The sequence below is a fragment of the Exiguobacterium sp. AT1b genome, assembly GCF_000023045.1.
Taxonomy (GTDB): Bacteria; Bacillota; Bacilli; order Exiguobacteriales; family Exiguobacteriaceae; genus Exiguobacterium.
In genome coordinates, this window is sequence record NC_012673.1 from 1101922 (window position 1) to 1117897 (window position 15976).

The 15976-nt window shown below is 51.3% G+C and carries 22 protein-coding genes and 1 pseudogene; 13 read left to right on the forward strand and 10 right to left on the reverse strand.

Features of this window, described 5'->3' with window-relative positions; translation table 11 throughout:
• Nucleotides 1-5: 5 nt before the first annotated feature.
• The 5 genes from EAT1B_RS15625 to EAT1B_RS15860 are packed head-to-tail and all read left to right on the forward strand — an operon-like array spanning nt 6 to nt 2044.
• Nucleotides 6-533, forward strand: a complete 528-nt coding sequence (locus EAT1B_RS15625) for a TetR/AcrR family transcriptional regulator (protein WP_012727173.1) — start codon at nt 6-8, stop codon at nt 531-533.
• A gap of 1 nt (nt 534) precedes the next feature.
• Entirely contained in the window at nt 535-843 is a 309-nt protein-coding gene (locus tag EAT1B_RS05605; protein WP_012727174.1) for a multidrug efflux SMR transporter, read from the forward strand.
• Between the two features lie 11 nt (nt 844-854).
• Nucleotides 855-1187, forward strand: a complete 333-nt coding sequence (locus tag EAT1B_RS05610; protein ID WP_012727175.1) for a multidrug efflux SMR transporter — start codon at nt 855-857, stop codon at nt 1185-1187.
• Nucleotides 1184-1543 carry a DUF4440 domain-containing protein gene (locus EAT1B_RS05615; RefSeq protein ID WP_012727176.1) on the forward strand — a complete coding sequence of 120 codons (360 nt, stop codon included), beginning with the start codon at nt 1184-1186 and terminating at the stop codon, nt 1541-1543. Before EAT1B_RS05610 ends, EAT1B_RS05615 begins: the two co-directional genes overlap by 4 nt.
• Nucleotides 1544-2044 carry an NAD-dependent epimerase/dehydratase family protein gene (locus EAT1B_RS15860; RefSeq protein ID WP_012727177.1) on the forward strand — a complete coding sequence of 167 codons (501 nt, stop codon included), beginning with the start codon at nt 1544-1546 and terminating at the stop codon, nt 2042-2044.
• Here EAT1B_RS15860 and tnpB read toward each other — a convergent pair.
• Entirely contained in the window at nt 1993-3084 is a 1092-nt protein-coding gene (gene tnpB / locus EAT1B_RS05625) for an IS200/IS605 family element RNA-guided endonuclease TnpB (protein ID WP_012727178.1), read from the reverse strand. The two genes, EAT1B_RS15860 and tnpB, sit on opposite strands and share 52 nt — an antisense overlap.
• Before the next feature lie 208 nt (nt 3085-3292).
• On the opposite strand from tnpB, the pseudogene EAT1B_RS05630 reads away from it, so the two are divergent.
• Nucleotides 3293-3634 (forward strand): annotated as a pseudogene (locus tag EAT1B_RS05630) (short chain dehydrogenase); the annotation flags it as partial.
• Nucleotides 3635-3752: 118 nt separating this feature from the next.
• Nucleotides 3753-4217 (forward strand): hypothetical protein, encoded by a 465-nt coding sequence (locus EAT1B_RS05635; RefSeq protein ID WP_012727180.1) that lies wholly within the window; start codon nt 3753-3755, stop codon nt 4215-4217.
• Between the two features lie 41 nt (nt 4218-4258).
• On the opposite strand, the gene EAT1B_RS05640 is transcribed toward EAT1B_RS05635, so the two are convergent.
• The 6 genes from EAT1B_RS05640 to EAT1B_RS05665 all read right to left on the reverse strand — a co-directional run bounded on the left by EAT1B_RS05640 (nt 4259) and on the right by EAT1B_RS05665 (nt 8170).
• Nucleotides 4259-4621 carry a VOC family protein gene (locus EAT1B_RS05640; RefSeq protein ID WP_041917932.1) on the reverse strand — a complete coding sequence of 121 codons (363 nt, stop codon included), beginning with the start codon at nt 4619-4621 and terminating at the stop codon, nt 4259-4261.
• 2 nt (nt 4622-4623) lie between these two features.
• Nucleotides 4624-5391 (reverse strand): iron export ABC transporter permease subunit FetB, encoded by a 768-nt coding sequence (gene fetB, locus EAT1B_RS05645; RefSeq protein ID WP_012727182.1) that lies wholly within the window; start codon nt 5389-5391, stop codon nt 4624-4626.
• A complete protein-coding gene (locus tag EAT1B_RS05650; protein WP_012727183.1) occupies nt 5391-6092 on the reverse strand; it encodes an ATP-binding cassette domain-containing protein in 702 nt (233 codons plus the stop codon). Before EAT1B_RS05650 ends, fetB begins: the two co-directional genes overlap by 1 nt.
• Nucleotides 6093-6216: 124 nt before the next feature.
• Nucleotides 6217-6627, reverse strand: coding sequence for a hypothetical protein (locus EAT1B_RS05655; RefSeq protein WP_012727184.1), 411 nt, complete (start codon nt 6625-6627; stop codon nt 6217-6219).
• Between the two features lie 32 nt (nt 6628-6659).
• On the reverse strand, nt 6660-7064 hold the full coding sequence (locus EAT1B_RS05660) for a hypothetical protein (protein ID WP_012727185.1): 405 nt from the start codon (nt 7062-7064) through the stop codon (nt 6660-6662).
• Between the two features lie 389 nt (nt 7065-7453).
• Nucleotides 7454-8170: a GntR family transcriptional regulator gene (locus EAT1B_RS05665; RefSeq protein WP_012727186.1), complete on the reverse strand. Its 717-nt coding sequence runs from the start codon at nt 8168-8170 to the stop codon at nt 7454-7456.
• 174 nt (nt 8171-8344) lie between these two features.
• On the opposite strand from EAT1B_RS05665, the gene EAT1B_RS05670 reads away from it, so the two are divergent.
• From EAT1B_RS05670 to EAT1B_RS05690, 5 genes are read left to right on the forward strand one after another with little or no spacing between them, the layout of a single operon-like run.
• The gene (locus EAT1B_RS05670; protein WP_012727187.1) at nt 8345-9664 is read left to right on the forward strand and encodes a 6-phospho-beta-glucosidase; all 1320 of its coding nucleotides are present in this window, start codon (nt 8345-8347) and stop codon (nt 9662-9664) included.
• On the forward strand, nt 9661-10980 hold the full coding sequence (locus tag EAT1B_RS05675; protein WP_012727188.1) for a PTS sugar transporter subunit IIC: 1320 nt from the start codon (nt 9661-9663) through the stop codon (nt 10978-10980). The genes EAT1B_RS05670 and EAT1B_RS05675 overlap by 4 nt, the downstream gene beginning before the upstream one ends.
• A gap of 29 nt (nt 10981-11009) precedes the next feature.
• The gene (locus EAT1B_RS05680; protein WP_041918091.1) at nt 11010-11309 is read left to right on the forward strand and encodes a PTS lactose/cellobiose transporter subunit IIA; all 300 of its coding nucleotides are present in this window, start codon (nt 11010-11012) and stop codon (nt 11307-11309) included.
• Complete coding sequence (locus tag EAT1B_RS05685; protein WP_012727190.1) at nt 11306-11599, forward strand: PTS sugar transporter subunit IIB; 294 nt, start codon at nt 11306-11308, stop codon at nt 11597-11599. The genes EAT1B_RS05680 and EAT1B_RS05685 overlap by 4 nt, the downstream gene beginning before the upstream one ends.
• Nucleotides 11592-12287: a carbohydrate deacetylase gene (locus tag EAT1B_RS05690; protein WP_012727191.1), complete on the forward strand. Its 696-nt coding sequence runs from the start codon at nt 11592-11594 to the stop codon at nt 12285-12287. The genes EAT1B_RS05685 and EAT1B_RS05690 overlap by 8 nt, the downstream gene beginning before the upstream one ends.
• 35 nt (nt 12288-12322) lie before the next feature.
• Here the strand turns inward: EAT1B_RS05690 and EAT1B_RS05695 are convergent, their stop codons facing one another.
• Nucleotides 12323-12883, reverse strand: a complete 561-nt coding sequence (locus EAT1B_RS05695) for an AAA family ATPase (RefSeq protein ID WP_012727192.1) — start codon at nt 12881-12883, stop codon at nt 12323-12325.
• A gap of 188 nt (nt 12884-13071) precedes the next feature.
• Between EAT1B_RS05695 and EAT1B_RS05700 the strand changes: the two genes are divergently transcribed.
• Nucleotides 13072-13983 carry a cation diffusion facilitator family transporter gene (locus EAT1B_RS05700; RefSeq protein ID WP_012727193.1) on the forward strand — a complete coding sequence of 304 codons (912 nt, stop codon included), beginning with the start codon at nt 13072-13074 and terminating at the stop codon, nt 13981-13983.
• Nucleotides 13984-14014: 31 nt separating this feature from the next.
• On the opposite strand, the gene EAT1B_RS05705 is transcribed toward EAT1B_RS05700, so the two are convergent.
• Both EAT1B_RS05705 and EAT1B_RS05710 read right to left on the reverse strand, forming a co-directional pair.
• Nucleotides 14015-14794 (reverse strand): VLRF1 family aeRF1-type release factor, encoded by a 780-nt coding sequence (locus tag EAT1B_RS05705; protein ID WP_012727194.1) that lies wholly within the window; start codon nt 14792-14794, stop codon nt 14015-14017.
• Between the two features lie 12 nt (nt 14795-14806).
• Entirely contained in the window at nt 14807-15976 is a 1170-nt protein-coding gene (locus EAT1B_RS05710; RefSeq protein WP_012727195.1) for a hypothetical protein, read from the reverse strand.

The window sequence follows — 15976 nt, forward strand, 5'->3', positions numbered from 1 at the left end:
ATTGGATGAGTAAAAAACAATTGTTGCTACAGACAGCCGCCCAGATGATTCGAGAGGACGGGATCAGCCAGTTGTCGCTCGAACGATTGGCGACGAAAGCAGGAATCACGAAAGCCGGTGTCCTCTACCATTTCGACAATAAGGCCAACTTATTGCGACAGATGAACGAATTCGCCATTGAGACGTTCGAGAAACGAATCACCGCACATCTATCGGACGGTCCATATCCGTTTACCCGTGCCTATGCACTGGCGACGTTGGATGATGTCGATCATGGAGATATGGACCTCGTCGCCGTCTTCATCTCCTCGCAAGAAGATGCGACGAGCGAGTCGATTTGGAGTGACGTGTCGATCGGTTGGGACGAACGATTCGCTGTCGACGGACCGGATCAGGATGCGATTTTGAAACTTCGCCTTCTCTGTGACGGCTTTTGGTTCGCTGTCTTGTATGGATATAGCGAATCGTTCAAGGACCGTGCGGCGACACTCATTCGGGAGGCATGTGATGAGTTGCTTCAAGGAGAATTGTAATATGGGATTCATCTATTTGATCGGGGCCATCGCCTCGGAACTATTCGGGTCGAGCATGTTGAAAGTGAATGCCACCTCGACGAGCCGTCTCCCGATTCTCGGGGTCGCCTTCGGTTATGTGACGGCGTTTTATCTCTTATCACTTGCCCTCTTCACCATCCCGCTCAGCTTCGCGTATGCGTTTTGGAGCGGGGTTGGGACGGCACTCACGGCAGTGATCGGTTTCGTCGTCTTCCGGGAACCAATCAGTCGTCAAAAAATTGCAGGGATTGGGCTCGTCATCATCGGGCTCGTCTTGATGAAAGTGTGAGGTGAATCGGAATGAAAGCCTATCTTTTACTCTTCTTTTCTATCGGATTTGAGGTACTCGGGACGTCGATGTTGAAACTGTCGGATGGATTCACGAATCTCGTGCCGAGTGTCATTCTCTTGGTCAGTTTCGCCGCGTCGTTCACCCTCATGGGCATCGTGTTGAAGACGATCCCGCTCAGTATCGCCTATAGCATTTGGGCTGGACTCGGGACCGTGGCGACAGGACTCATCGGGGTGTTTGTTTACGGGGAAGTTCTTTCGGCGTTGAACGGAATCGGTCTCTTGTTGATCGTCCTCGGCGTCATCGTGATGAATCAACGAAGAGAGGAAGTCGTGACATGAACGAGTTGGCAAATCACCTTCAAACACTGGAAGAAGCGTTATTGACGACGGAAGTCAGGCAGTCGACGGAGCGTTTGCGTGAACTGTTGACCGACGACTTCTTTGAAATCGGTAGCTCGGGACGGTTGCTGTATCAAGACTGGGATCAGACGACACTCCAGCTTGACCCGATTGAGGCCAAGTTATGCGAATTCACGCTGCATCCGTTGACGGAAGGTCACGTTTTAGTGACGTATCATCTCGTTCAACCGGTATTGAATCGCGAAACACGTCGCAGCTCGATTTGGATATTCGTGGACGGACGTTGGAAGATGCGGTTCCACCAAGGCACGGTCGTCCCACCGGAGGCAACTTGATTGCCGAACGTCCTCGTCATCCGCTACTCTGAAGTGGAATCTAAGCGTGACGAAAGGGACAGTTTTTTCATGAACATTTTACTCGTTGGGGCAAGCGGTACGGTCGGTCAGGCCGTCGCAAAAGAGTTGGAGAAAACACATACGATCATCCGGGCTGGACGTAACGGGGCGGACGTACAAGTCGACCTCACTTCCGAAGACAGCATTCGCCACATGTATGAGACGGTCGGTCGGGTCGACGCGGTCATCAGTACGGCGGGCAGCACGCATTTCGGTCCGCTTTCCGAGATGACACCGGCGGATAATCAGAAGAGTATCGACAGCAAAAGTGAACTACTCGCCACTTATTTGCTTCGCAAATTGAAGGGGAAGCTTCTTGGGAAGACCGTGCTCTCACCAGCCACGGTTATGGACCAAGCTCGTCGGGCAGTCCCTGCCCTGAAGGATTGTCAGTCGGCCAACATCAACAGGTTGATGCTCGCGTTGATGTCACGGTCATGATGAACACCGCAATGAGTGCACGTCCATTCACGGACATCCATCGCCTTCTTCTCGCCTTTTACGCCGCAAGAAGAACAGATTTGCGTCGATGCGAACCATTGATCCGCCTTGATGAGCGTCCGTCCGTAGAAGTTTGATTTGTATTCGAGTTGACGGACGAACTCGTACCAACTGACGTCCCCGATGGACTTGGCGAGCTTATGGTTTTGCATCATGTCCTTCGACTTCAATGTCTCCACGACGATGACTTGGTTCTCGTCAACGATCCGTCTCGACAGCTTATGAAGGAAGTCCTTGCGTTGGTTCGCGATCTTCTCATGTCTCTTAGCCAAAAGTAATTTGGCCTTTTCACGATTCTTACTCCCGATTTTCTTACGTGACAAAGCGCGCTGCGACTTCTTGACCTTCGCTTCGGACTTCCGGAGGAGTCGGGGGTTATCGATCTTCTCCGAGACCATCGCGTCGTTCGTCATGACGGCGAAATGTTCCAGGCCGAGATCGATCCCGACCTTGTTCTCGGCTGGGATCCATGGTGCATCGTCCTGTTTGACGAGGATGGAGACAAAGAACTTGCCCGTCTTGGTCATCGAGACCGTCGCCGACCGGATGACGCCCTCGAACGGGCGATGTTGTGTGAACCGCACGAACCCGACCTTCGGCAGCCGGACTTTTCCCGACTCGATGCGGATCGTGCCGTGCTGGTTGTTCGTCGTGTAGGAGGCACGCGACCGTCGTCTCGATTTGAAGGCCGGGAAGCCGCCCGTCCCGGCGAAGAACTTCGCGAACGCGGTGTCGAGGTTCAGTTTCGCGTTCGCGAGCGCAAGACTGTCCGCCTCGGCGAGGAACGGGAACAGAGGCTTGTAGGAGGCGGGTGTCGCCGGTTTCCGTCTCGTTCCGCTTCCCGCTTTCGCCTCCTCACGGATGGCGATGCGGTCCTCGAGCAGCTTGTTGTAGATGAACCGGGCGCAGCCGATCGTCTTGATGAGGAACTCAGCCTGTGCCGGCGTCGGATGGAGCCTATATTTATAGCCTTTCAGCATGTCCGTCCCTCCTCCCTCCAGAAGATCGTGATGTATCCTCCTCGTCCGATACCCGTGGAGGGGGAGGACGAATCTGACGGAATCACGAACTTTTGTTCGTTATATCTGTCACAGGGAGAGAAGAGTTTTGGACCGGGCGATTCATCCCCCACCTACGCCGGGCTTCGCCCCGAGACGCTTAGAGGAGGGAGAATTCTCGCCTGATTTAGTTAAAGGACAGGTCAACCTCGTCCTTCTCGGGCTCGATCATGTGAACGATGGTGGTAGCTTTACACTGACGAGTGGAATCTTGATGGACGACCCCATCAAAGAAGGCGCATCGGCGGCACTCGCGAACGGGGCCATCAAAGGATTCGTGACCGGTGCGGCGATCGAGATGCCACGGGGCATCCGCATCAACAACGTCAGCCCGAACGTCCTCGTCGAAGCACTCGATGCGTATGGTCCTTATTTCCGTGGTTACGAGGCGGTACCGGGTGAACGGGTCGCCCTCGCTTATGTGAAGAGCGTCGAAGGCGCGCAGACTGGACAGACGTACGAAGTGTATTAACAACGAAGCATCTCCTTAGGAGGTGCTTTTTTCGTACCTTGCACTTTATTTTATTCCCCTCGTCCGGAAGATTCCGCTATACTCGGGGCATCTTATGCCCGAGAGAGGTTGAAGTTTCATGAAAGACAAAACGTTTCGCGCCCTTTATCACATCCCCCCTTCTTTCGTCGAACATCCGCTCCAAAAGCGCGTCCTACAGTCGATTGGTCGTACTCAAGAATCGATGGTCGAGGTCATCTTCCGTGTCGGTGGGTTCGGCACGTATGATGTGAGTACGATCACCTTTTTTGAGAGAGGCATCGTCCTTCGTCACATCGAGCGGTCCGACCGATCGATCACCGAGCCCTTTGAATTCGAATACTATGAGGGCGAGGAAGCGAAACAGATGCGCGTCGCGTTTCACCTGCTTGGAACGAATTGGTGGCCAACCGTCTTCGAAGAACTGGAAGGGGTTCGCACGCTAGATGGTACGCAGTGGAGCCTCAGCGTATACACGAACGGGACACTCATTCACGAGCATCATGGCAGTAACGCCTTTCCGTCCGAATGGGAGCACGTGACTCGCCTGTTCGGTATTGCTTGAAGAACGACAAAGGGAGCATCCGCAGTGGATGCTCCCTTTCGTCAAAGTGCTTGAATCATCTCGACCCGATTGCCAAACGGATCTCGGAACTCGAAACGATCGAATCCTGGAATCCGGATGCCTTCGGAGTAAGGAATCTCATTCTCTCGAAGCGCTTCCTTCCAATAATCTAAATCCGTCACCGCATATGCGATATGCGCTTTCGTCTTCTGTCGTTCTACGTCGTCCTCTGCCCCGACATGAACGGAACGGTCGCCGACCTGAAGCCAAAATCCACCTCGCCCCTTCAATGAATCCGGCTTCTCGATTTCACGTAGACCGAGAAAATCGCAGTAAAATGCCTTCGCCTCTTGCTCCGTTCCAGTTGGAATCGTGAGCTGCACATGATGAATCCCTGTGATCATGCTCATTTCCCCTTCCGATAAGTCAATCCGATATACTGCATCTTCTCGTTGAACAGACGCGGGTACGCGAGATAACCGACGAGCGTCGCCGAGATTGAGGCGGTCGTCAAAATCAAGAACAGGATCAAGAGTTGATACAGGACCGCTTCCATCGGGTCTGCTCCCCCGATGATGAGACCGCTCATCATTCCCGGTAGTTGGACGAGCCCCATCGTCTTTTGCGCCTCGACGGTCGGGATCATGCTCGTGCGAATCGCATTCTTCAAGCTGCGGTCGATGGCCACTTTCGGTGTGCCGCCGAGTGATAGAATGAGTTCGATGACGTCGTCACTCCGCTCGACCTCGTCTTTGAACTTGTTCAAGAACAGGAGCGACAACACCATGCTGTTCCCGATGACCATCCCGCTGATTGGAATGACCTTTTCCGGCTCAAATGGGATGATACCGAGTCCGAGCATGAGTCCCATCGTCAGCGCTTCGATCGTCACGAGCGTCAAGACGATGATCCACATGATGCCCGGAATGCCGTCCCCTTTCCGGCGGATGTTTTGTGTCGCGGCGACAATCATAAGTAAAATCATCAACAGCATGAAGATCGGACTGTCGCTCTCAAAGACGAACGTCAGGATATAGCCGATGATCAACAGTTGAATGATGGAGCGGACGGTTGCGATCACAATATCACGCTCAAGTCCGAGTCGTAGGACGAGCGTCAAGGCGAGCGGGATGACGACGAAGATGAGCGCCGTCGCGAGTTCAATATATGACATCAATCTTCCCCCCTGACGAATCGTTGGATAACGGGATTGTCCGACTCATCGATGAACGATGCGTCCCCAAATGCAAGTAGTTCGCCGGCCTTCAAGAACCACATGTCGTCACTCACCCGCCGTGCCTGGTCGAGATCATGGGTGATCCAAATGACGGTCACACCGTACGATTGTTGCAGTTTTCGAATGAGTCGCTCAATCTCTTTCACCGTCCGGTAATCAAGGCTCGCCGTGATCTCATCGAGTAAGAGCACGTCCGGTTTATTGACGAGCGTCCGGGCGATGGCGACCCGACTCCGTTCCCCACCCGACAGTGATTTGACGGGTTGATCGAGGAGCGCCTCACTTAAGTCGACGCGATGGAGCAATTCGACAGCCCGATCGCGGTCAAGTGTCTCGTCAAAGATGGCTTTCGGGAGATTCAAATTGTCGTATACGGTCCCTTGAATCATCGGCGCGCTTTGGAACGCCATCCCGATTTTCTTTCGAAGTTCGAGGATGTCCATCTCCGCGATGTCTTCCCCTTTAAAAAGAATCGTGCCCGTATCTGGTGACAGCAATCCGTTGATATGCTTCAGACACGTCGTCTTGCCGGCGCCGCTCGGTCCGACGAACGTCGTGATCCGTCCTTCCCGGAACGTCCCGGACACATGGTGCAGGATGTCTTGATGACTCACATCTTTGAATTCAATGATTGACATGCTTCTCTCGCCTCCTGGTTCTAGTGTACAAAAAAGAGAGGATGAGGTGGTCCAGGATGCAGTCTGGAATCGGCTGTCCAAGAAAATCAATCATTAGCAGTTTACTGTTTCGGTATGTACATTTCTAAGGCAGAAATGGTGGAGGAAGGATTTGAGTCATTTCTACTTTCAATTCCTCTTTGAATCTATTTATTTCACAATCATTCATATAAAAGATTAATTCACGTGGTTTACCTGTCTGGAAACGGAGCATGAACCTATAAAGAATTACCTCTTCACGTTCAATTGTCATTCTAAAAATCGGTTCAACAGGATTGAGAATGAATTTGTTCAGTTCTCCGTCTAGCATGAGCGCAATTTGTGAAATCAGATATTCATACTCCGATTTCATGAGTAAAGCACCATAAAAATGAAAACTCCCTCTCGATTCGACCGATAACGCTAACGTTGAAAAAATAAATGGATCGTCTTCCTTTTCTTCATATTTTCGAGGAAAGAGTTCAAAAAACAATCCAGCACGCTCTACAATCGCCATTCCTTACACCTTCTTTGCAAATAAAATCTACGTTAAACCATCTTTGTTACAGTCGGAGGATCAGCGGATAGCACTTCAATCACATCATTTGATGTAAGAAAGACATAGTGCTCCACTTCACCCATGCCCTCATATCGTTCAAGAGACTCTTGGGCAAACCATTCCAGATAACTAGAATTTTTCATTTTAAATAATGTCCAATTCCCGTACTCAAGATGTGCATAATACCTATCTAAATGCTCTAACATCCTCAATCGTGAACCTTCATCCGAGTTTCGATAAGAAAGCAAAAGACCATCAAACAGAAATGAATATTTCTGTCCCTCTGTTGCGTCACTTACTATTATTCGCAAAGAATCACCATCATCCATTAAGGACTCTTTATGCAGACGTTCTGGAATAGACTTTACCGGAATCCATTTTTCCCATTCATTCATCTAGCTTCCCCCACTCGTCATTTATTACTTGAATTTATTCTCTTCAATCTTTTGAGCGAATTCCCAACCCTAACAGTAAGAGACCAAAAATCAGGAAACCTACAAATGTAGTTACGGTCATATTTTGTCACCTTTCGAATCATGTCATCTGTTACAACATTCGAGTTATATTTTGAAATCCCTTGTCCGTCTAATGCGTTCATTTCCTACTCATTTTCTTGATAAACATAGTCATCTCAGAACAAAATGAACATGTTTATCGTGTTTAAACATGTTCATTTATGATTAAACATAGTCATTTCCACTCAACATGACCATATTTCTTTTTGTTATAGGTGAAACGAACAAAGCGCCCGACCGTTTCCATACGAAACAGTCGAGCGCTTTTGTTAGTTATAATCCCGTTCAATGACGAAGCTCGTCTTGTCTCCGCGGAAGTAGGAGCGTGAGTATTCAATCGCTCGTCCCGACTCATCCTCTGTCACCGTCTCGATATGGAAGCACGGCGACCCGAGTGGACAGTCGAGGAGCGCACTTACCTTCTCATCAGCTAAGGCAATCTCCAATGCCTCCGTCGTCTTCGCGACATGAACGTCGTGGACCTCCGCTAGTGTCCGGAAGAGCGAATGCTCCGCCTGTTCTTTCGTGATCCCCGGTGCGATTTGCCACGGGATGAACGAGACCTCATACTGTGTCGGTTCCCCGTCCGCATGACGGATTCGCTCAATCTTTTGAATCGGGGCGTTGTCTTCCGCTTCAAACACCGATGCGATTTGACCGGACGCCGAGATGACCGAGATGTCGATCAATGCGACTTGCCCACGTTTCCCTTGGACGGCGAGCTGGGCCGCATAGTTGTTCGGCGTGTATGACAACGTCTGTTGGACTTTCTTCCCAGCGACGAACGTCCCACGGCCTTGTTGACGGACCAGATAGCCTTCCGTCGTCAACTGGTTAAGTGCGCCCCGTACCGTCGTCCGGCTCACATCGAACTCCTCGCAAAGCGCGTATTCGGTCGGAAACTTTTCCCCTTCTTTATAGTGCCCACTCTTGATGCGGGACAACAGTTCATCCTTGATTGCGGTTTGGAGCGTCGACTGCGACATATCTCCATCTCCTTTACGTTGGGTTGGTTCCTTTATTGTGATACAGCAAGCATACAAATGCAAATACAAAAACTTATTTGTATTATTTGTATTTTTTATATTGCGGTAAGTTGTATCATTTGTTATATTTGTTACGACAAAAAGAAATCGCTTTCAAAAGGAGGAGTTGGCACCATGGCAGTCAAGGTCGTCATCATCGGCGGTGGGTCCAGTTACACCCCGGAAATCATCGAAGGATTGATTGATCGACAGGCAACGTTCCCCGTTCGGGAGATCGTGCTCGTCGATATCGAAGAAGGGAGGGAGAAACTAGAGATCGTCGGTCGCCTCGCTCAGCGGATGATTGAGAAGGCAAACGCCGAAATCACACTCAGTTGGACGCTCAATCGAAGAGCCGCACTCGTCGGCGCAGATTTTGTATCCACACAGATTCGGGTCGGTGGACTCAAGGCACGCGCGCTCGATGAACGCATCCCGCTCAAGCACGGCTTCATCGGGCAAGAGACGAATGGCGCAGGCGGATTATTCAAAGCGTTCCGTACCATCCCGGTCTTGATCGACTTGGCAAATGAAGTCGCCGAGATTTGTCCGGATGCCTGGCTCGTCAACTTCACCAATCCGGCGGGCATCGTCACCGAGGCCGTACTCAAGCACTCATCTCATAAGAAGGTCATCGGTGTATGCAACATCCCGTTCAACATGCGAAACTCGGTCGCTGAGATCCTCGAGACGCCTGTCGAACGAGTCGCGATTGAATTTATCGGATTGAACCACTTCGTCTTCGGTCGTCACGTATGGGTCGACGGCGTGGACCGGACGAGTGACGTCCTCGCCTCGCTCAACGCAGGCAATGACTACTCGCCGGCGAACATCGTCGGTCTCGGTTGGAGCGAATCGTTCCTATCGTCACTCGGCATGTTACCGAACCCGTATCACCAGTATTACTTCCAGACGAAAGATGTGTTGAAGAAAGATCTCGAGGCGTATGCACAAAATGGCACCCGTGCCGAAGTCGTGCAACAAGTCGAGGCACAGTTGTTCGAGAAATACAAAGACGTCGATCTCGCCGTCAAACCGGAAGAGCTTGAAAAACGTGGAGGCGCCTACTATTCAGACGCCGCCTGCAACTTGATGGACTCGATTCACAACGACCGCGGTGACATCCAGACGGTCAACACGCTCAATCACGGCACGATTCGAGATTTACCAGACGACGCGGTCATCGAAGTGAACGCCGTCATCACGAAGTCGGGGCCTCGCCCAATCTCCATCGGCGCGTTGCCGCTACCGATTCGTGGGCTTATCACGAATTTAAAAACGTTTGAACAGCTCGCCATCCAAGCGGCTGTATCTGGCACGTATGAGGACGCCTACCTTGCCTGCCTCATGAACCCGCTCATTCAAGACGAGAAACGGATCGACCCGCTTCTTAAAGAGCTGTTCACAGCGCACGAGGCGTACCTACCCCAATTCAAGAAGGAGGTTTACTCATGAACAAGTTTATTGAAATCGCGGGACGCATTGGGTCCCAAAGGCACTTAGTCGCCATCCGTGACGGATTCGTTTCCGTCATGCCACTCATCATCGTCGGGTCGCTCGCGGTCCTCATCAACAACTTCCCAGCCATCAACATCGGTGGTCTCTCACTCGACTTCGTCGGATCGATGAACAGTATGTTCGGCGAAGGAAACTGGCAAGGGCTCGGCGGTAGCATTTGGAACGCGTCCTTCGCGATACTCGGGCTCCTGATCGCCTTCTCCATCGGGTATAACTTGGCCCGTTCATACGGGATTGACGGGCTCGCGGCGGGGATCTTGTCGCTCGCCTCGTATATCATGCTCGTACCGGTCACTGCTGACTGGGGTCTCAACTTCGCATGGCTCGGCGCACAAGGTCTCTTCGTCGCCATCATCGTATCGATTGTCGTTACAGAAATGTTCCGCTACCTCATCAATACGAAACTGACGATCAAGATGCCAGAAGGTGTACCAGGTGGGGTCACTCGTTCATTCCAAGCGCTCATCCCATCGATGATCATCTTGACGGTCGTCGCAGGATTCCAGCTCTTCATGACGCTCGTCGTCGAACTCAGTGTATTTGAAGTCATCTTTAAAGCGATCCAACAACCGCTCCAAGGATTCGGCGACTCACTCCCGGCTGCCTTGCTCATCGCCTTCTTGAACCACATCCTTTGGTTCTTCGGGCTTCACGGGACGAACATCATCGGCTCGGTCATCGAACCGGTCTATCTCCCGCTCATCGAGCAAAACTTGGCTGCCTTCCAAGCTGGAACGTCAGCGTTTGATGTACCATACACGGTCACAAAACCGTTCTTGGATGCGTTCGTCTTCATGGGTGGATCGGGTACGACGTTCGCGCTCTTACTCGCGATCTTCATCGTCGTCCGCAAACAACGGAATCACCCGTATCACCAAGTGGCAAAACTGTCGACACCAGCCAGTCTCTTTAACATCAACGAACCGGTCATCTTCGGTCTTCCAATTGTATTGAACCCGATCATGCTCGTACCGTTCATCTTAGTGCCGGTCACGCTCACCATCGTCTCTTATGTCGCGCTCTCGACAGGCATGGTTCCGAAGACAGTCGCCATCGTCCCTTGGACAACGCCACCAATCATCAGTGGCTATTTGGTAACGGGCGGTAGCGTTCGCGGCGTCTTGCTCCAAATCGTCAACTTGTCGATTGCGACAGCGATGTATATTCCATTCGTCATGGCAGGAGCGAAGGCGATGACAGCCGAAATCAATAAAAATAAAGCTGCTACTGAGGAAGGAGAAAAGATTTCGTGAAAACCGAAACCATCCAAGAACTCTCGTTTATGATTATCTTACATGCCGGAAATGCACGCTCATCTGCATTCGAGGCTATCGTTGCCGCGAAACGCGGTGAAGCGGACGAAGCGGCGGCAAAGTTGAAAGAAGCCGACGCAGCCTTCTTGGACGCACACAAGCTACAAACGGAGCTGTTACAAGAAGAGGCACGGGGGACGACGAGCGACATGAGCGTCCTCCTCGTCCACGCGCAAGACCACCTCATGACGGCGATGACCGTGAAAGAGCTCGCCGTCGAAATGATTGACATGATCACCCGTTTGAATCGATTGGAGGAAACGACATGAACATCTTACTCGTCTGCTCGGCAGGAATGTCGACATCGATCTTAGTGGAAAAAATGCGGAAGGAAGCTGCCGCACGCGGACTCGACGCATCCATTGACGCGATTCCAGAGTCGCGCTTGAAAGAACAGTCGAACGTCGACGTCATTTTGATCGGACCTCAAGTCCGCTATCTCGAAGGGAAAATCAAGTCGTCCGTCGACGTACCGGTCGCGGTCATCGACAACATGGCGTACGGGATGATGAAAGGTGACCTGGTCCTCGACCAGGCACTCGGTCTCGTCAATGCCTAAAACGTTCGTCTTGGTCAACGCTGATGATTTCGGATTGACGACAGGTGTGAACGCCGGCACCTTGGAGAGTCATCTGAATGGAATCGTCAATTCGGCGACGATGATCATGAACGGGTATGCCGTCGAGGAAGCGGTCCGACTCGCGAAACAACATCCGTCGCTCCGTGTCGGGGTCCATCTCGTCCTGTCTTGGGGCAAACCGCTCGCTGACACGAGTGCTCCCCTCACGAAAGAAGATGGCACGTTCCGCTACACGAGCCGTTTCTTGACTGAAGACTCGCCTGACCCGGAACTCGTCTATCTGGAGTGGAAAGCCCAAATCGAGGCGTTCCTTGCGACAGGACTTCCGCTCGACCATCTCGACAGCCACCATCACATTCACGGTTGGCCGGTCCTGCACGACGTCATCATTCGTCTCGCTGAAGAATACGACACGACGTTTCGGGCCTTAACGACGCTCGGGTCACGCCGAGACTTGTGGGTGACCGAACGGTTCAGTGATCAGTTCTATGCGGACGGCGTCTCTCATGCGACGCTCGACGCCATCGAACCAGGTGAATCCATCGAAGTGATGGTCCATCCGGCCGACCTCGATGATCGTCTTCCAAGCGTCACGTCTTACCTCGAGCCACGCCTCCTCGAAAAACAGGTGTTGGTCGACTATGAACGCCCCGACTGGTGGGCATGACAAAAGCGGGTTCCCTTTCACGGGGACCCGCTTTTTCATAGGTCGAATGCTTGTTGAATCTGTGCCGCTGTCTCTTCCGGACTTAAGTTCGTGTTATCGATCCGAAGATAATGCTCGAAGTCTAATTCCCCCGGACGTGAGTTCAATCGGTACATCGTCGCCGTCTGTTTCAGTTCCGCCTCGGACCAGGCGATGTCGCGCTTCGACGGTTTATGGGTGAGGCGGTTCTCCGTCGTGTTGCGCGCGAGCCGCTCCTCCATCTCGGCCTCGAGCTCAACGTAATAGATGTCCGCCCCATGTGACTCGAACAAATCCGTCACCTTCTTCACGTAATCCCAGTCCTCCTGCATGTCAAACGCCCAGACGAACGTGAAAATCATGCCGGATAAATCACTCTTGGCGACCGCTTCGAACAGTTCTTGACGAAAGTGTTGGACAAGTCGCTTCCCTTCCGGCGTCCCGTAATTGAAGAATGGTCCGACGAGGTCGATTGTCATATGGTTATGGAATAATTTCAGCTCGGTCTTGTCGGCGAGCGCCTGCCCGACCGTCATCTTGCCGACGGCTTGTGGACCAAATAAGATGATGAATTTCATGAGATGAGCCCCTTTGTGTCTGTTCATTTCATTCATCATACTAAAGCTGGCGCCGATTTTCATGCGATTGACCAATTTTTCCAATTCATCATGTGATAAACTTCCCTTTTTTATGTATGTATTAGATTTTAAGTGAACGGGAAAATATAGACCATCGATGGTCCGTCTTGTTCAAAGGGGGCACGCTTATGCCGAAAGATCCTCAGCTCGAACGTTTTGTATTACGTGTCTCGGTGTTCGCTTCTCTATTCTTCGCCATTTCTGGAATCATTGTCGGTTACTATCTCTCCTCTGCCTTTATCCTATTCGACGGAATCTACTCGTTCTTGAGCGTCATCATGAGTTGGATCTCTCTGCGAGCCGGGGTATTCATGCTGACGGCAGATAAACGATTCCCGTTCGGTAAAAGTACGATCGAACCGTTTATCATCCTGTTTCAATACGGGGTGCTGCTCTATGTCATCGTCACCGCCTTCCTCGGAGCAATCGAGGATATTCGCGGTGGGGGGAATGAACTTGTGCTCGGAGGGGCACTCGTCTATTTGGCCATCAGCGCCGCATTGACCTATGGAATCTTTCGGTATTTACGAACGTTTCAGTTGAAGGCGAGCTCTGGCCTCGTCAGTGCCGAGATTGTGCAGTGGCGACTCAGCTTCGTCTTGACGGGTGGGGCGCTCGTCGGATACTTGATTGCCCAAGTGCTCGTCTGGTTGTCCTTCGAGGCCATCTCGCCCTATGTGGACCCAGTCATGTTACTTCTCATCACGATGTGGTTGGTCAAGACACCGCTTATTGAGATGTGGACAGCCATCAAAGAGTTGATTGGGATGAACACGGAGACTCCTTATAGTAAACAGATCACGCTGACCATCCTACAAGTCGCCCATCAATACGACGTCAACAAGACATACGTCCGCACGACAAAGTCTGGGAATCTATTATTTATCGAGATTGATCTCGTCGTCCCGACCACTTATCGATACGACAAGATTGCCGATCAGGACATGATTCGTCAAAAGATGGAGGATGCTTTGGCTTTCTTACCTTATGAGAAATGGTTGACGATTTCGTTCACACACGACAACCGATGGGCAGAATAAAGGCGGATGACAACTGTCACCCGCCTGTTCCTCATCCTTCAAATGCCCGACGCAGCACTTCTTCTTCCTCTGCATTTCCGAGATTCCGATGCACCACTCGCGCCACCTCGATGTTGAGCTCCTCTTTTAAGAGGCTGGCGCTCCGCTCTTGCCCGATGATGACAATCTTGCTCCAATGATGTTTCTTCCGTAGTGATCGAATCTCGCCAGCGATTTCACGATAGAATCGTTGGATTTGTTTTTCTTTTCGACTGTCGAATTGATCGACTTGACTACTTGAAGCAGCGTTTTGTCTCGACCCACGTCCCTGATACCTGCGCCACTCATCCGAATTCAAATCGAGTTCATAGACCGTGACGTCTTCGACCTCACCGAGTCTCGTATCATAGACGGTGATCGCATCCATCTGCGGAAGCAAGATGCCGGTATTCGGGAACTCGGCATCTAATTTTTCAATTTGATCGAGGACCGGTTCTTTTCCATAGTGAAACTCATTGTCGACATCGAGTTGAAGGAAATGAAGTTCGAACAATCCGTCGTTCCCTTCCGCGAATAAGACGATGCTTCGCAACAGTTTATGTTCATTATGTTTAATCTCTTGTTCGGTCCGTTCCCTCACCCCTTTGAACGCCTTCACCAATGCCTCATCCCCGCTCGCTTCGACTTCTTGTTCGAGCCGGCGCAACTCATTCTTCAAATGAATCTCCCATTTATCCCGCTCACTCGGCTTGGTGCTCAAGTAAAGACTGAGCACCCCTGCTTCTGCATTATGAAGTTTCTTGATCTTTCCAAGTTCAGTTGATAATGCCATCGTAACTCCTCCTTAATAGATAAACGCAGCGAGTATCCCTGTGATAAAGACGGATGTGATGGTGACCGTTGAAAATCCAGCAACAATCATTTTCGGTAAAATCTCATCTTCAATGATATGCACCTCCTCTTCCGTTTCGCCGATATTTTTCGCCGCCTCCTCACTTAAGATGAGCGTCCCTGGGAAACCGTATAACGCCGTCAATCCGATTGCCATCGACATCTCTTTTGAATAGCCGAGGAATCGCCCGGCGAGGAACGCGAATAAGAGAAGTCCGGTCACCCCGAACGCAAATGCGATGGTGATTGGGACAATCAAGTCGAACAGGTCGCTCGGAGACAACGTGGCGAGCGGTCCGAAGATGATGAGCAAAATTGCAATCATAATCAGCCCATATGCATCGATTCCGTTCAAGGCGTTCGCTTTCAGCACTTTGAAGCGACGTAAGATGATCCCTAAGATCAAGGCGATCACGAACGTGTTCAAGTAGCCGTTCGTCCACCCGCTGATGACGGTCGCAATCAACACGACGCATCCCATGACGAATAGCGTTCCTGCCGTCGTATGGAAAGGGGCCGGCAAGATCGAGTCATCTGTCTCATCATGGACGACCGCATGCTCTTTCGGTGTGGCGAGTGTTCCATCCCGATAGGCGGTCTGAATCCGACGCGCTTCTTTTCTCAAAATGATGGACGTGAGCGGAAAGCCGATTAAACCTTGAGTCGCTGCAATCAGTACCGGGAACACGGCGACCGACACAAGACCCGCGTTGATGGCGGCGTCTTGAACGAGAATGATGGAGATGGTTCCGCCGCTGATGGCTGCAATGCCACTCAAGATATAGTTCGTATCGAGAAAAATCTGTCCAAACGCGTACATGAAGACGGCAATCCCTACCACAGCAGAAACCCCGATCACGAACGTTTTCCATTGACGTTTGAATTCATCTAGGCTGATAAGCGTTCCTAGATGGACAATGACGAGTCCAACGACCGTCTGACCGAGTGCTAACAACGAAGACGACGGTAACAAATCTTCCGGGAACAGCCCAGATTTAAACCCGACGAGAAAAATGACGGACGCCACAAATAAAGAAGATAAGAGAGCTTTCGTTTTTTTGGCGACGTAATCACTAATCGTCCAAATCAGCATAACAATCGTAAAGGCGAGTAAGGAGTTCAT

Excerpts from the sequence above, each read along its gene's own strand:
- EAT1B_RS05675 (WP_012727188.1), top strand. The coding sequence starts at position 9,661 with ATGAACAAGTTTATTGAAATCGCGGGACGCATTGGGTCCCAAAGGCAC.
- EAT1B_RS05705 (WP_012727194.1), bottom strand. The coding sequence starts at position 14,794 with ATGGCATTATCAACTGAACTTGGAAAGATCAAGAAACTTCATAATGCA.
- EAT1B_RS05650 (WP_012727183.1), bottom strand. The coding sequence starts at position 6,092 with ATGTCAATCATTGAATTCAAAGATGTGAGTCATCAAGACATCCTGCAC.
- EAT1B_RS05655 (WP_012727184.1), bottom strand. The coding sequence starts at position 6,627 with ATGGCGATTGTAGAGCGTGCTGGATTGTTTTTTGAACTCTTTCCTCGA.
- EAT1B_RS05665 (WP_012727186.1), bottom strand. The coding sequence starts at position 8,170 with ATGTCGCAGTCGACGCTCCAAACCGCAATCAAGGATGAACTGTTGTCC.
- EAT1B_RS05660 (WP_012727185.1), bottom strand. The coding sequence starts at position 7,064 with ATGAATGAATGGGAAAAATGGATTCCGGTAAAGTCTATTCCAGAACGT.
- EAT1B_RS05640 (WP_041917932.1), bottom strand. The coding sequence starts at position 4,621 with ATGATCACAGGGATTCATCATGTGCAGCTCACGATTCCAACTGGAACG.
- EAT1B_RS05670 (WP_012727187.1), top strand. The coding sequence starts at position 8,345 with ATGGCAGTCAAGGTCGTCATCATCGGCGGTGGGTCCAGTTACACCCCG.
- EAT1B_RS05635 (WP_012727180.1), top strand. The coding sequence starts at position 3,753 with ATGAAAGACAAAACGTTTCGCGCCCTTTATCACATCCCCCCTTCTTTC.
- EAT1B_RS05690 (WP_012727191.1), top strand. The coding sequence starts at position 11,592 with ATGCCTAAAACGTTCGTCTTGGTCAACGCTGATGATTTCGGATTGACG.
- EAT1B_RS05695 (WP_012727192.1), bottom strand. The coding sequence starts at position 12,883 with ATGAAATTCATCATCTTATTTGGTCCACAAGCCGTCGGCAAGATGACG.
- EAT1B_RS05615 (WP_012727176.1), top strand. The coding sequence starts at position 1,184 with ATGAACGAGTTGGCAAATCACCTTCAAACACTGGAAGAAGCGTTATTG.
- EAT1B_RS05610 (WP_012727175.1), top strand. The coding sequence starts at position 855 with ATGAAAGCCTATCTTTTACTCTTCTTTTCTATCGGATTTGAGGTACTC.
- EAT1B_RS05605 (WP_012727174.1), top strand. The coding sequence starts at position 535 with ATGGGATTCATCTATTTGATCGGGGCCATCGCCTCGGAACTATTCGGG.
- EAT1B_RS05685 (WP_012727190.1), top strand. The coding sequence starts at position 11,306 with ATGAACATCTTACTCGTCTGCTCGGCAGGAATGTCGACATCGATCTTA.
- EAT1B_RS05700 (WP_012727193.1), top strand. The coding sequence starts at position 13,072 with ATGCCGAAAGATCCTCAGCTCGAACGTTTTGTATTACGTGTCTCGGTG.
- tnpB (WP_012727178.1), bottom strand. The coding sequence starts at position 3,084 with ATGCTGAAAGGCTATAAATATAGGCTCCATCCGACGCCGGCACAGGCT.
- EAT1B_RS05710 (WP_012727195.1), bottom strand. The coding sequence starts at position 15,976 with ATGAACTCCTTACTCGCCTTTACGATTGTTATGCTGATTTGGACGATT.
- EAT1B_RS05680 (WP_041918091.1), top strand. The coding sequence starts at position 11,010 with ATGATTATCTTACATGCCGGAAATGCACGCTCATCTGCATTCGAGGCT.
- EAT1B_RS15625 (WP_012727173.1), top strand. The coding sequence starts at position 6 with ATGAGTAAAAAACAATTGTTGCTACAGACAGCCGCCCAGATGATTCGA.
- fetB (WP_012727182.1), bottom strand. The coding sequence starts at position 5,391 with ATGTCATATATTGAACTCGCGACGGCGCTCATCTTCGTCGTCATCCCG.